This window comes from Streptosporangium sp. NPDC020072, from assembly GCF_040631445.1.
Lineage (GTDB): Bacteria > Actinomycetota > Actinomycetes > Streptosporangiales > Streptosporangiaceae > Streptosporangium.
Genome location: NZ_JBEYAB010000015.1, coordinates 163,922 through 177,125 on the forward strand (window position 1 = coordinate 163,922; position 13,204 = coordinate 177,125).

At 72.8% G+C, this 13,204-nt stretch carries 11 protein-coding genes; 9 read left to right on the forward strand and 2 right to left on the reverse strand.

Annotation, left to right across the window (positions count from 1 at the left end; all coding sequences use genetic code 11):
* Positions 1–280 precede the first annotated feature (280 nt).
* The 7 genes from ABZ470_RS32455 to ABZ470_RS32485 all read left to right on the forward strand — a co-directional run bounded on the left by ABZ470_RS32455 (position 281) and on the right by ABZ470_RS32485 (position 9,517).
* A complete protein-coding gene (locus ABZ470_RS32455; RefSeq protein WP_362916235.1) occupies positions 281–1,957 on the forward strand; it encodes a trypsin-like peptidase domain-containing protein in 1,677 nt (558 codons plus the stop codon).
* Positions 1,954–4,254, forward strand: a complete 2,301-nt coding sequence (locus ABZ470_RS32460; protein WP_362916237.1) for a tetratricopeptide repeat protein — start codon at positions 1,954–1,956, stop codon at positions 4,252–4,254. Before ABZ470_RS32455 ends, ABZ470_RS32460 begins: the two co-directional genes overlap by 4 nt.
* Positions 4,255–4,303: 49 nt before the next feature.
* Positions 4,304–5,788, forward strand: a complete 1,485-nt coding sequence (locus ABZ470_RS32465; RefSeq protein ID WP_362916239.1) for a VWA domain-containing protein — start codon at positions 4,304–4,306, stop codon at positions 5,786–5,788.
* Entirely contained in the window at positions 5,785–6,984 is a 1,200-nt protein-coding gene (locus ABZ470_RS32470) for a hypothetical protein (RefSeq protein ID WP_362916241.1), read from the forward strand. Before ABZ470_RS32465 ends, ABZ470_RS32470 begins: the two co-directional genes overlap by 4 nt.
* The gene (locus ABZ470_RS32475; RefSeq protein WP_362916243.1) at positions 6,981–8,366 is read left to right on the forward strand and encodes an ABC transporter substrate-binding protein; all 1,386 of its coding nucleotides are present in this window, start codon (positions 6,981–6,983) and stop codon (positions 8,364–8,366) included. The genes ABZ470_RS32470 and ABZ470_RS32475 overlap by 4 nt, the downstream gene beginning before the upstream one ends.
* Positions 8,363–8,710 (forward strand): CU044_2847 family protein, encoded by a 348-nt coding sequence (locus ABZ470_RS32480; protein ID WP_352015512.1) that lies wholly within the window; start codon positions 8,363–8,365, stop codon positions 8,708–8,710. The genes ABZ470_RS32475 and ABZ470_RS32480 overlap by 4 nt, the downstream gene beginning before the upstream one ends.
* A gap of 153 nt (positions 8,711–8,863) precedes the next feature.
* On the forward strand, positions 8,864–9,517 hold the full coding sequence (locus ABZ470_RS32485) for a class I SAM-dependent methyltransferase (protein WP_352015513.1): 654 nt from the start codon (positions 8,864–8,866) through the stop codon (positions 9,515–9,517).
* Here ABZ470_RS32485 and ABZ470_RS32490 read toward each other — a convergent pair.
* Positions 9,496–10,194: a helix-turn-helix domain-containing protein gene (locus ABZ470_RS32490; protein ID WP_362773045.1), complete on the reverse strand. Its 699-nt coding sequence runs from the start codon at positions 10,192–10,194 to the stop codon at positions 9,496–9,498. The genes ABZ470_RS32485 and ABZ470_RS32490 overlap by 22 nt on opposite strands.
* Positions 10,195–10,260: 66 nt before the next feature.
* On the opposite strand from ABZ470_RS32490, the gene ABZ470_RS32495 reads away from it, so the two are divergent.
* Both ABZ470_RS32495 and ABZ470_RS32500 read left to right on the forward strand, forming a co-directional pair.
* A complete protein-coding gene (locus tag ABZ470_RS32495) occupies positions 10,261–10,737 on the forward strand; it encodes a hypothetical protein (RefSeq protein ID WP_362916245.1) in 477 nt (158 codons plus the stop codon).
* A gap of 94 nt (positions 10,738–10,831) precedes the next feature.
* Entirely contained in the window at positions 10,832–12,373 is a 1,542-nt protein-coding gene (locus tag ABZ470_RS32500; protein ID WP_362916247.1) for an alpha/beta hydrolase, read from the forward strand.
* Between the two features lie 39 nt (positions 12,374–12,412).
* Here the strand turns inward: ABZ470_RS32500 and ABZ470_RS32505 are convergent, their stop codons facing one another.
* Positions 12,413–13,159: a CRISPR-associated endoribonuclease Cas6 gene (locus ABZ470_RS32505; RefSeq protein WP_352015518.1), complete on the reverse strand. Its 747-nt coding sequence runs from the start codon at positions 13,157–13,159 to the stop codon at positions 12,413–12,415.
* Positions 13,160–13,204 lie beyond the last annotated feature (45 nt).

Genomic DNA, 13,204 nt, shown 5'->3' on the forward strand with positions numbered 1-13,204 from the left:
GAGAACATCGCCCACCCCGTCGGATGCGGGCCGACAAACCACCGCAAGAAGGACGACAGACCCCTCGTACGGCACCACACATATCGCCATATCCGGCCAGCCGATAAGAACGACGGGAAATCACCCGGCAGCCTGACCCGCATTCCTTTACGAATTGCACACGGTGCATTACCGTCGCCCCAAAGCGAGACAGAGGCGGAGACCCCCGGTCGATCCGCCTTTCCGATCACCATTCGAGAGACGGGGGCCGACCCCCACCGGCCGCCTGGAGTTGATCAGAGTGCGCCCGACCGAAACCGCCGGTGTCCCCTTCCCCTGGCACGCGCGCATCAGGGACGCCGGAACCGGCCGGATTCTGGGCGCCGGCATGCTCGTCGGCACCCGGCACGTGCTGACCTGCGCCCACGTCGCCGGTGACGGGCAGGCCCCGCCGGAGACCGAGGTCGTCGTCGAGTTCACCACCCGCCCCGGGGCGACGACCACCGGCCGGGTCGAGCCGGACCACTGGATTCCCGAGGGAAAGGCGGGCGAGGGCGACCTCGCCCTGCTCCGGCTGGCCGAGGACCAGCCGGAGGGCTGCGGCGCCTCCCTGCGCAGGCAGGCGACCCCGCTGGGGACCCAGGTCCACGCGCTCGGCTTCCCCCACGACCACCCCGACGGCCTGTGGGCCTCCATGCGGCTGGCGGGCAGTTGCGGCCCGCGTGGCGAGTGGGTGCAGCTCAACGACTGGCGTCCCGGCGAGCCCCGGCAGGGGTTCAGCGGCGCGGCCGTCCTCAACGAGCTCAACGACCACGTGATGGGCGTGGTCGTCGGCGGGCGCAGGGGCGGCCCGGTGAACCTCGCCTACATGATCCCGGTGGAGACCGTCGCGCGTTACCTGCCGCGGACCAGACGGTGGGTGCACGGGCCGGGCGCGGTCGATCCGGAGACGGCCGTCGACTACGACCCACTGGTCCCCGACGTCGCGCTCGCCCAGCGGATGACCGACTGGCTGCGCGCGCCGAGCGCCGTACGCGTGATCACCGGCGGCGGCCCGGGGCAGTCGCGGACGCTGCGCAGCGTCATCGTCTCCTCCGACCGGGAGCACCGCCCGCCCGACGGGGTGCTGGTCTCCGCGCCCCCGGGGACCGTCTCCCCCGCCGCCAGCCTCGACCTTGCCGTCGACGCCTCGGGGAAGACCGTGGAGGCGATCTCCCTGCGCATCCTCGACCGGCTCGGCATCCCCGGCCCTCCCGGCGCCGCGGCCGGGCGGGTGCGTGACGGTGTCCCGTCCATGACCATCGTCGTGTACGGCATCGACGAGGCCGACGACCCGGTCTCCCTCGTGGAGACCCTGCTGCGGCCGCTCGCCGAGCAGCGGTCCCGGCTGCTGCTGGTGTTCGGGCGTGACGCCTCCCCGGCCCTCGACCAGGCGCGCTCCCTTGAGTCGGAGGCGGCCCTCGCCGAGCGTGTGCACGTCCTGCGGCTTCTCGGCGAGCTGGCCGACCTGGTCGCCAAGCTCGGGGCCGCCGAGCGACGCGCCGTCGAGCACTGGCGGGAGGTCGCCCCGCGTGTCGCGGGCGTGCCCGACCCGCCCGACCTCGTCGCCGCGTTCCGGCTCCGCCTGCTGCGGCATCCGGACTCGGCGCCCGAGGAGCACTGGACCGCCCGTGAACTCCAGGAACTCCTGCGCCGCGAGGGCCGCGCGGCGGCGCGGATCGAGGAGTACGGCCGGAGCCTGCGGGAGGCCCTGGGCCGCAGGGACGAGCTGCGCGGCCGGTTGGAGACCGGCAAGGCCCTGGCGGCGGGCGCGGGCCTGGCTGAGGACATCGAGCTCGGCCGCCTCTACGACGAGGCCCACGAACTGCTGTGGGACCGGCGGCCCTGCGACGTCGACCGGGCGGGCACCCTGGTCAGGAACTACGAGACGGCCGTCAGGCGCCTGCGCGCGACCGGCAGGGCGGGCGGGGGCGGATGACCCCCTGCGCGCGCCCCGGCTGCACGGGGGTCGTCGACGAGACCGGCTACTGCGACGCCCGGGGGCACAGGAACGACCCGCCGTCCACCGGGGCCACCGGGGCCACCGGGGCCACCGGCGTCATTGGGGCCACTGAGGAACCGGCCAGGTCCCACGGCACCTCCGGTACGGTCCCGCTGCCCGTGCTTCCCGCGACCGACCCGCTCAGCCGTGTCGACCCCGCCCCCCGCCCGCCCGAGCACGGACGGCCCTGCGCGCGTCCCGGCTGCGCGGGGGTCGTCGGAGGCGGCTACCTCGGACAGCCGCCGCTCTTCGAGGGGGTCTGCTCGCTCTGCCGTACCCCGTACTCCTTCAGGCCGAAGCTGCTGCCCGGTGAGATGGTCGACCGCTACCGGGTGCTCGGCTGCCTGGCCCACGGCGGTCTCGGCTGGGTCTACCTCGCCTGGGACACCGGGCTGGAGCTGCACGTCGCGCTCAAGGGGCTGATCGGCGACGGCGACGAACACGCCAGGCGGGTGGCCGTACGGGAACGGCAGATCCTCACCGTCCTGCACCACCCCAACATCGTCCGCATCCTCAACTTCGTCACCCACCCCGACCCGCGCTCGAAAACCGAGACCGACTACATCGTCATGGAGTACGTGGACGGGCGGTCCCTGCACGAGGTCGCCGCCACCGGTGACCTGCCCGTCGAGCAGGTGATCTCCTACGGTCTGGGCATCCTGTCGGCCTTCGAGTACCTGCACGGCTTCGCCGACGCGGGCTCTGGGCGCCGTGGCCTGCTGTACTGCGACATGAAGCCCGACAACGTCCTGCACACCGGAGACCGGGTCAAGCTGATCGACCTCGGCGCGGCCCGCTGGATCGGCGACCGGACCTCCCCCCTCGTCCACACCCGCGACTTCCAGGTCTCCCAGGAGGAGATCGACGAGCACTGGCTGACCGTACGATCCGACCTCCACACGGTCGGCCGCACCCTGGAGTCCCTGCTCCCCGGAGGCTGGCAGGCCGAGGACGCCCCCGGCGCCGAGTCGTTCCTTCGGCTGCTGCGCCGCGCGACCGCCCCGTTCCCCGAGCGGTTCTCCTCGGCGGCGGAGATGGCCGAGCAACTGCGCGGTGTGCTGCGGGAGATCCTCTCCCTGCGTGACGGTCTTCCCCGTCCCGAGCCGTCCACGGTCTTCACCCCGACCGCCGCGCTGCTCGACGCCGGGCTCGGGGCGGTGCCGCCGCTCGACCACTGGATCGGGCCCGCGGGCCGTACGGCGTTGCTGGACCCCGGCAGGCCCGCGCCCTCCGTTGGCGCCGTCCGGCTGCCCACACCCAAGGTGAACCCCGACGACCCCGAGGCGGGTCACCTGGCGAACGTGAGCGTCGACGACCCCCGGCGGCTCGTCGACACGCTCGGCGCCCTGCGGCGGGAGTCGGCCGAGGCGTACCTGCTCATGTGCCGGGCCCACCTCGAACTGGCCGAGATCGACGAGGCCGGGCGGTGCCTGGAGAGGGCCGGGACGGTCCTCGGCGAGGGCGCGCCGTACGACTGGCGGACGGCCTGGCACCACGGGCTCCTCGCCCTCGCCGAGGGGCGGGCCGACCTGGCGCTGGAGCGGTTCGACGCCGTCTACACGGCGTTGCCCGGGGAGGACGCGCCCAAGCTGGCCCTGGGCTTCTGCGCCGAGCACCTGGGGGAGCCGGACCGGGCCGCGCGGCACTACCGGGCGGTGTGGCACCGTGACCGCTCCCAGGTGAGCGCGGCCTTCGGGCTGGCCCGCATCCACCTGGCCGAGGGCGCCAGGGGCGAGGCCGTACGGATCCTCGACCAGGTGCCCCGCGTCTCGCGGCACTTCGACGCGGCCAGGATCGCCGCGGTGCGGATCCACGCGGGACGGCTGCCCGGCGGGCCGGGCGCGGGCGCGCGCCTGCCGACGGCCGCGGACCTGGGCGAGGTGATCGACCGGCTGCCCGACCTGTACCTGGACGGCGGCGACCGGGACGGCGACGCCCGCGCCCGGTTGCGGGCCGCGCTGCAGGAGGCGGCGCTTGAGTGGATGCTGGAGGGCGGGGGACGGCGGGCCGTACCCGGCGCGACCGGAGCCAGGCCCGGGAGCACGACCGGCGGCGGGACCGGGGTCTCCCGGGGGTACGGCCCCCCGGTCCTGGCCGACCCGGTCGGTGAGGCGGCCCAGCGCGCGCTCCTTGAGGAGTCCCTGCGCAGGCTCGCCCAGCAGGCGGACGACGCCCGGCGGCACAACGCGCTGATCGACCTCGCCAACACGGTCCGCCCGAGAACACGGCGGTGACCGGGCGGTGACCCGGCGACGATCCGGCGATGAGGAGGAACAGGAACGGATGAGCGCACGCCCCGCCTTCACCCTCGAAGTGGGCCAGAACAAGTACCTGCGGGCCACGGCCGGCGAGATGCACGCCATGCTCACGATCGGCGCGCACGGCCTGGACGGGCTCGCCCCCACGGTGGCCGAGGTCATCCTCGTGGACACCTCGGGCTCCATGGGCAGGCCGGGCACGAAGATCGGCGCGGCCAGGCGGGCGAGCGCGGCGGCGATCGACACGCTGCGCGACGGCGCGTTCTTCGCCGTCGTCTCCGGCAACCACGAGGCCGCGATGGTCTACCCGCCCGCCCCCGGGCTGGCCGTGGCGACGCCGGAGGTCAGAGCCGAGGCGAAGGCCGCGGTGCGGCGGCTCACCGAACGCGGCGGCACGGCGATGAGCACCTGGCTGCGGCTCGCCCGGCGCGTCCTCGCCACCCGGCCCGCCGTGATCAGGCACGCGATCCTGCTGACCGACGGCCGCAACGAGAGCGAGCCGGGGGAACGGCTCGACGCGGAACTCGACGCCTGCGCGGGACTCTTCTCCTGCGACGCCCGCGGCATCGGGGACGGCTGGGCGTCACAGGAGCTGCTGCGCGTCGTCACCGGGCTCAACGGCACGGCCGACGCCGTACGCGAGGACGCCGACCTGGTGGCCGACTTCCGGGAGATGACGCGTTCCGCGATGCGCAGGGGTGTCCCCGACCTGCGCGTCAGGCTGAGGCTGCTGCCCGGCGCCGAGGTCCGCTACGTCAAACAGGTCTTCCCCGTCGAGGCCGACCTCACCGGGCGGCTCGTACGGACCGACGGGACGGTGGAGTTCGGGACGGGGCCGTGGGGTGAGGAGAGCAGGGAGTACTTCGTCCGCATAGACGTCGATCCGACCGGCCGTGACCGGGGTGAGGACCTGCGGCTGGCCCGGGTGGACCTGGCGGCGGCCGAGGGGGCCTCCGGAGAGGTCGAACTGCCCGCCGTGGGGACGCCGATCCTCGTGCACTGGACCGACGAGCCCGCGCTGTCCTCCCGGGTCGACCCGAAGGTCGGCCACCACGCCCGGCACCTGGCGCTCAGGGAGGCGATCGACGCGGGCCGCCTGGCCTACGAGTCCGGCGACGGGGCCGAGGCCGAGCGGGCGTGGGGCCTGGCCGTACGGCTCGCGACGGAACTCGGCAACGACAGGAACCTGCGGTGGCTGTCCCACCTGGTCCACGTCGTGGACGCCTCCCGGGGGCTGGTGCGGCTGAGGGAGCGGATCGACCCCAGGGACATGAAGGGGTCACAGCTCAGCTCGTGGCACTCGACGCTGAGCCCCGGCGCCCGTTCACGGCGGCTCGGTGAGGAGCCCGAGGAACGGCTGGTGGCCGCGCGGCGGCGGTGCCCGAACTGCTCACGTGTGCCACGGGCGGACTCCCTGTTCTGCGAACAGTGCGGCCTCCCCCTGCAGGATTTATCCGATTTATCGGATAAATCGGAGGCTCCCGACGAGCTGCCCCCGGAGGACCGGTGAGCACCACGCGCAGGACCCTGTGGCGCCTCCGGGCCATGCTGACGGTCGCCGTCGCCGCGCTGTTCGTCACCTCCTTCTGGCTGTTCCAGGGCGTGCACCAGACCGCCGACTCAAGGGCGATCTCCGCGATCCTGGAGATATCGAGCGTCCGGCAGGCGCTGGCCACCGCCGACCGGGCCGCCGTCGAGACCTTCCTCGGCACCTCGGAACGCGGCACCTCGGAACCTGACACCCCGGGGCCGGGCGCCTCAGGGGCGCGTGCCCCGGAACCGGGCACCGCAGAGGCGGGCGTTTCGGGGTCGGGCGTTCCATCACCGGGAGGGGCCACGCTCACCCTGCCCGCCGAGCAGGAGTACCGCGAGCAGATCCAGACCGCCGGTCTCAACCTCGCCCAGGCGGCCAGGGACGACGTCGCCGACGACGTGCCGGGCAGGAGCGACGACCTGCAACTCGCCCAGGGGATGCTGGCCGTCTACACCACCCTCGTCGAGCAGGCCGGGGAGCACTACCGGCGCGGGGACGGCACCGTCGGCGCGACCTACCTCTGGGGCGCCTCCCGCCTCATGCACCATGACAGGCAGGGCATCCTCAAGACGCTCGACGACGCCCAGGAACGGCAGTGGACATGGCTGCGCGCGCAGTTCCCGTCCACCTGGGCGATGCGGACGGCCACGGTCTGCTGGGGCCTCTGCCTCCTGACGACGCTGGCCCTGCTCTGCGGGACGCAGGTCTTCCTGCGGCGGCGCTTCCGCCGGGACCTGAACCCCCGGCTGCTCACGGCCACCGCGCTCGTGCTCGTCCTGGCGGCGGCGACCTCACCGGCCTACTTCTCCGGGGCCGATCTCGACGAGGCGGGCACGATGACGCGGAGGGTGGCCGAGGCCAGGAAGGCCGGGGTCGAGGCGGAGCACGACTACGGCGACGAACGACTGGCGCGACTGCTGGACCCCGTCTGCGGCACGCCGGGCACGTGCGGCCCCACGGTCACCAAGGAACTGCGTGTACGGCACGACGTCCCCCCACCACCGGTCCCGAGGGAGGCGGCCGAGATCAGAGAGGTCAACGTCCGGATGCGGGACGCCACGGAGTACGCGGGCCTGGTCTTCCTCATCCCGCTGCTCTCCGCCGCCGCCGGGGCACTGATCTGGGGCGGCATCCACCCACGCCTCAACGAGTACAGGTACCGGCCACGATGAGACGAAGAACGCTCCACAGGGTCACCACGAGGATCGTCGCCGGGCTGGCGCTGCTGGGCGTCACCGTGTGCGCCACGGCGTGCGCGTCGCTGCCCGGAGGCCGTACCGTCTCGGTGCTCGCGACCTGGACCGGCACCGAGGCCGAGCACTTCGGGAAGGTCCTTGCCGCCTTCGAGGACAGAACCGGCATCCACGTCGAGTACACCGGGACCCGCGCGATCGACGAGACGCTCCGCTCCGACCTGCGGGGCGGGACACCCCCGGACATCGCGATCCTGCCCAGCACCGGTGACCTGGCGCAGTACGCCCACAGCGGCGACCTCCTCCCCCTGGACGGGGTGGTCTCCCGGCAGGACCAGTACGGGCGGCCGTGGCTGCTGCGGCTGAACCGGAAGGTGTACGCCGTGCCGTTCAAGGTCAACCTCAAGAGCCTCGTCTGGTACGACCGGTCGCGCTGGCGGCCCTCCCCCCAGGAGATGCGGGACCCGCTCTCCCTGCGGACCGGGGGCCGGGCACGGAGCGTCTGGTGTCTGGGGATGCAGGCCCTGCGTTCGGCGGGCTGGCCGGGGACCGACTGGATCGAGGACATCCTGCTGCACCAGGTCGGTCCCGAGAAGTACCGGGAGTGGGCCTCGGGGACGCTGGCGTGGACCTCCGACGAGGTACGGCAGGCATGGGAGACGTGGGGGAGGATCCTGGACGCCTCCGGCCTCGACCGGCAGGGCCGCAGGGTCGCGCTGCTGACCGACTTCAGCGAGGCCGGGCTCGGGCTGTTCGGCGACCCGCCCGGCTGTCTCCTCGAACACCAGGCGTCCTTCGTCATCGTCACCTACCCGCCGGGCGGCGACGTCGACTTCTTCCCCTTCCCGTCCCTCCCCTCCGGGAAGGGCGGCGCCGTTCGCCGGTCGGTGGTGGTCTCCGCCGACTTCGCCGGGATGTTCAACGCGACCCCGCAGGCAAAGGAACTGATGAGGTTCCTCGCCGGTGACGAGGCCCAGCGGATCTGGCCCGCCATCCCGGCCGGTGCCGCCTTCTCGGCGAACCTGGGAGTGCCCCCCGACGTCCATTCCGTCAAGGATCCGGTGGGCAGGAAGGTCGCGGACACCCTCGACGGGGCGGCCATGGTGTGCCTGGACGCCTCCGACCTGATGCCGCCCGCCCTGCGCGACGCCTTCGGCGACGCCGTCATCGAGTATCTGAGCGCCCCGGAACGGCTGCCCGACCTGCTCACCGAACTCGACCGGGTCCAGGACCGTGTCAAGAACAGGTGGCGGCCGAACGAGCAGGAGCGGAAGGACCTGCTGTCGTTCTCCTGCCCCGGCCCCCTCAACCGGCCCGGCCGGCCCATCCGGCCCGCGAAACCGAACGGAGTCACCCCATGACAGAACTGGTGCGTTTCGACATCGACGGTGAGGAGGGCTCGGTGCTCGTCGAACTCGACCCGGCCCCCGGCTTCGAACGTCTCTCCCGCAGGGACGGCGGCCTCGCCCAGGCGAAGGTCTCCTTCGAGGGCGCCCTGGCCGGGGTGCGCGACGCGGCCTCCAGCGCCCTGAAGCAGTTCCAGGCCATGGCCGTACCACCGGACGAGGTCGAGTTGCAGTTCGGCGTCAGGCTGAGCGCGGAGGCCGGGGCGGTGATCGCCAAGACCGGCGCGGAGGGCCACTTCGAGGTGCGGGTCAAGTGGCAGCGCGAACCCCGCCTGAGAATCCTCTCCGACCCCTCCTGACCTCCCACCGGTGTCCCGGGCGACGGCCACACGGCCGCCCGGGGCGCCCGTCCCCCGGCGGTGGCGCGCCGACCGCCGCCACCCGGGCCCTGCGGACATCCGCGAGCGGTTCGTTCAAGACCGGGCCGCGGCGCGCGGACGAGACTGCCGGGCATGAGTGAGAACACCTTCACCCCCGCCCTCGGCCGTTTCGCCCCCACCCGGTTCTACGACCATGTGGTCGCGCTGACGCGTGAACGCCTGTGGCGGGCGCTGGCCGCCATGTACGTGGCACCGCGCCCCGACGACGTGATCGTCGACGTGGGATGCGGCACCGGCTCGCTGGCGGTGACGCTGGCCCGCGTCGAGCCGAGGGCACGGATCATCGGCCTCGACCCCGACTCCGACGTGCTGGCGACGGCCAGGCGCAAGGCCGCCGCCTCCGGTGTGACGGTGCGCTGGCAGACCGGCATGGGCGACGAACTGGCCGGCCTGCTGGGGGCCGCCTCGGTGGACACCGTCGTGTCCAGCCTCGTGCTCCACCAGTGCCCGGTGCCGGTGAAGCGGGCGGTGCTCGCGTCGATGGCCACTGCGCTGCGGCCGGGCGGGAGGCTGGTGATCGCCGACTACGGGCTGCAGCGAACGAAGCTGATGCGGCTGGCGTTCCTGACCGTCCAGTTCGCCGACGGCAGGCAGGACACCCAGCCCAACGCCGACGGCGCGCTTCCCGGTCTCATGTCGGCCGCCGGGTTCCGCGACGTGCACGAGGCCGAGGTGGTCTCCACGGCCACCGGCTCGATCTCGATCTACGTCGCGCGCAAGGGCTGACCGCGCAGCAGCGACAGTACGGCCACGGGCGTGAGACCCGTCATCTCGCGCATCCGGCGGGTGAGGTGCGCCTGGTCGGCGAAGCCCGCCGCGAACGCCGCCTCGGCCGGGGAGCGTCCCGCCTGCAACGCCTCAGCCGCCAGACGCAACCGAGCCCACACCCGCCAGCGGGTCAGCGGCATGCCCACCTGGTGCCGTGCCAGAGCGCGCAACCGCTGGGGGGAGAGCCCAACCGTCGCGGCCAGCACGGGCATGGGAACGTTTCCGTCCCACAGCGTGTCCAGCGCCTCGACCAGCCGGGGGTCGAGTTCACCCGACGGGCGGGCGCCCGCCCTGCCGATGTCCTCCGCGCGCAGGCCGCGCAGTTCGGGAGCGGGGGTCACGCCGTCCCCGTGGCGTTCACGCAGCCGGTCGGCGAACACGCAGTGCGGCTCGACGTAGAAGACGACGAGATCCGTCGCGGCGAGCATGCGGTGCCGTTCCATCGGCGGCACGACCAGCGTCACGGCCCGGTGGTGGATGTCCGAGGCGTCCACGATGGAGACCTCGCCCCGGACCGCGACGGCGATCTGGAAGGCGGCGTGCCGGTGGAAGGAGCCGTCCGGTGTCGGGCCCTGGTACACCGCGTACCCCTCGCCGACGGAGAACCGGGGCGTCGGCCCCTCCTGTGGGTTCATCCCTTCGATTCTGCCCGGTACGACTTCCTTGCGCCGACCGGGATTCGTCAGGATATCCTGACGAACATGACGTTCATGAGCCCCGACATCCCCGGTCACGAGGGCTTCGCCGCCCCGGTGCTGCCCAACGGCGAACCGGCCTCCTCCTCAAGCGCCTTCGTCAAGGAGTTCGTCGGTTACCAGGCCGCCTGCTCGTGCGGGTGGGCCGACCAGCGCCGGTTCCCGCCCACGCGGGAGGGGGCGAAGGAGACGGAGTACCGGTGGTGGAGCAGGCACGCCGCCCCGCTGATCGCCGCCGCCCCGCCCAGCGAACTGGTGGTCAAGTCGAACCTCCTGTACGAGCGGATCGCACGACTCGCCACGGAACGCCCGCTGGCCGCCCTGACGCTGCTGTCCCAGGTGGAGGGCTGGCAGCGCGTCCTGCTCGACCAGGCCGTCGCCGGGGCCCGGGAGTCCGGCGCGTCCTGGGCACAGGTCGGAGAGGCGATGGGGATCTCCAAGCAGAGCGCGCACGAGCGGTTCAGGACACGCGTGAACATGTGACACCGGGGACCCGGTCCACTGATCCTCCGAAGGGAGGAAACGGTCCGTACCTCCGTCTGGTGATCGCCCGCCGGAAATAGGCGATCATCAAGACATGCGTAAGGCATTTGCCCTCTTATTAGGGCTCACGATCCCCTTATCCACCTTCACCCCGGTTTCCGCGGACACCACACGGACCCCCGCCCCCAGCGCCGCGATCTCCTGGGCCCCCTGCCCCGAGGATTCGGGCGCGGAGTGCGGGACGCTCGCCGTACCGGTCGACTGGAGGCGTCCGGCGGGCGGGACGTTCAACGTGGGCGTCGCCCGCCGCAAGGCCACCGACCCTGCCGCCAGGATCGGCACGCTCGTGGTGGCCGCGGGCGGCCCCGGAGGGTCGGGGGTGGACCTCGTCCTCGCGAGCCCGCAGATCCTCACCCCGGAGACCCTGCGCCGCTTCGACGTCGTCAGCCTCGACCCGCGCGGCACGAACCGCAGCAACCCGGTGGTCTGCTCGACGGAGCTGCTGCAGCAGGCCCCCGACCCGATCGTGAAGAGCCAGGCCGAGTTCGACAGGGCCGTGGCCTACAGCAGGCGGCTGCGCGCCGACTGCCGGGCCCGCACCGGCCCGGTGTTCGACCACGTCGACTCGCTCAGCACCGCGGCCGACCTCGACGCGTTCCGCGCGGCGCTGGGCGAGGAGAAGCTGTCCTTCTGGGGCATCTCCTACGGCACCCTCCTCGGCCAGCAGTACGCCGAGCGCTACCCCCGGCGGGTCCGGGCCTTCGTGCTCGACAGCGTCATCGACCACAGCGTCGACACCCGGACCTTCATGGACACCGGGACCTGGGGCGCGCAGGACGCCTTCAACGAGTTCGTGGCCTGGTGCGAGCGTGACGAGGCCTGCCTCCAGCACGACGGGAACGTCAGAACCCTCTGGAAGGGGCTGATGGCCCGGGCCGACCGCGGCGAACTCAGTGTCCCCGGTCAGCCCGGCGCCCTGCTGACGCCCTTCGTCCTCAGCTGGACCGCGCTGGACTACTTCTACAGCGCCGACACCTGGCGTCCGTTCTCCGAACTGCTGGCCGCCCTCGACACCGGCCAGGCCACCGCCGGGCAGCTGCCCACGCCCCTGGCCGCCAAGAGCGCCCAGGACGTCAGCCCCAACCCCTTCCAGATCTTCTGTGAGGACTACCGGCTGCCCGTCCGCGACTTCCGCGAGTACGACAGGCACCTGCGCAGGCTGGGCAGGATCGCGCCCGACATGCGCTACAGCTTCCTCGCGGTCTTCCCGGTCTTCACGTGCCTGGGAGAGCCGAGTTCGATCCCCAACCCGCAGCACGAGCTGAGGGTCCGTACGGACACGCCGCTTCTGGTCGCCAACTCGCTGCACGACCCGGCCACCGTCTACCCGTGGGCCGTGAGCACGACCCGCCAGCTCGGCCGCTCCGGGCGCCTGCTCACCTACGAGGGCTGGGGTCACATCGTCTACGGCCGTGGACCGTGCGCCACGGGCGCCATCGACTCCTACCTGATCTCGCGGACCCTCCCCGCCCGAGGAGCCCGCTGCCCGGCCGTCCCGCCGAACACCGGGACCGACAACCTCCGCAAGCTCGTCTCCCCGCTTCCCCACATGCCCGGCTGGACCTCTCCCCTGTAGTCCCCGGTTCGCGCGCGTCCCGGGACGCGCGCGAACCCCTCACCCCGCGATCCAGCCGAAACCCGCGGTGTTGGCCTCGCCGAGGCCCCAGCTCCAGATCGCCTGGAGGGTCTCCGGCGGGCCGGTCAGCTCCACCTCGACCGGCGCGCCGGACTTGCCGCCCCGCACCTGGCCCGTCGAGCCGACGGAGAAGGAACGCCTGGCGCCGACCCAGGTGATCCGGGTCAGCGAAACCTCCGGGTCCAGGCCCAGCGTCTCGGCCTTGCGCCGCAGGTTGCGCTGGAAGCACGTCGGGAACTCCCGGTCGGCCGGCAGCAGCCACGCCTGACGGGTGACGCGCTCACCCTGTTCGTCCTTCCCCGCGCCCTTCACCACCACCGGGGTGAGCGTCCTGAAGAGGGCACGACCCGAGGTGAACGCCGGGGGCTCGACCAGGGTGGCGTTCAGGATGCGGAAGGCCGCCCCGCCCCAGTCCAGCAGCTCCCGCCGTTTGATCCCCTGGGCCATCGCGGTCACCGCCTCGAAGAGGGGGCTGCCCAGCTCCACGTGTCCCCGGCCGCCGACGGCGTACCTGCCCCTGACCCGCGCGGCCCTGGGAAAGACCGGCGCGCCGTGCCCCAGCGGAACCATGCCGTACGGCCCGGCCCCCCGCGCGTGCAGGAGCCGCCCGAGATCGGGGACCTCACGTGTCAGCAGGTCGTAGAGCAGGGAACGACCAGGGGACAGCACCTTCGTCCACGCGAGTTCGGTGGCCCCCGTGGTGACCTCGATCCGCAACCGCATCATTTCCTCCCGCCTGTTCCGCCTCTCGTCGACTACTGATGGACGACG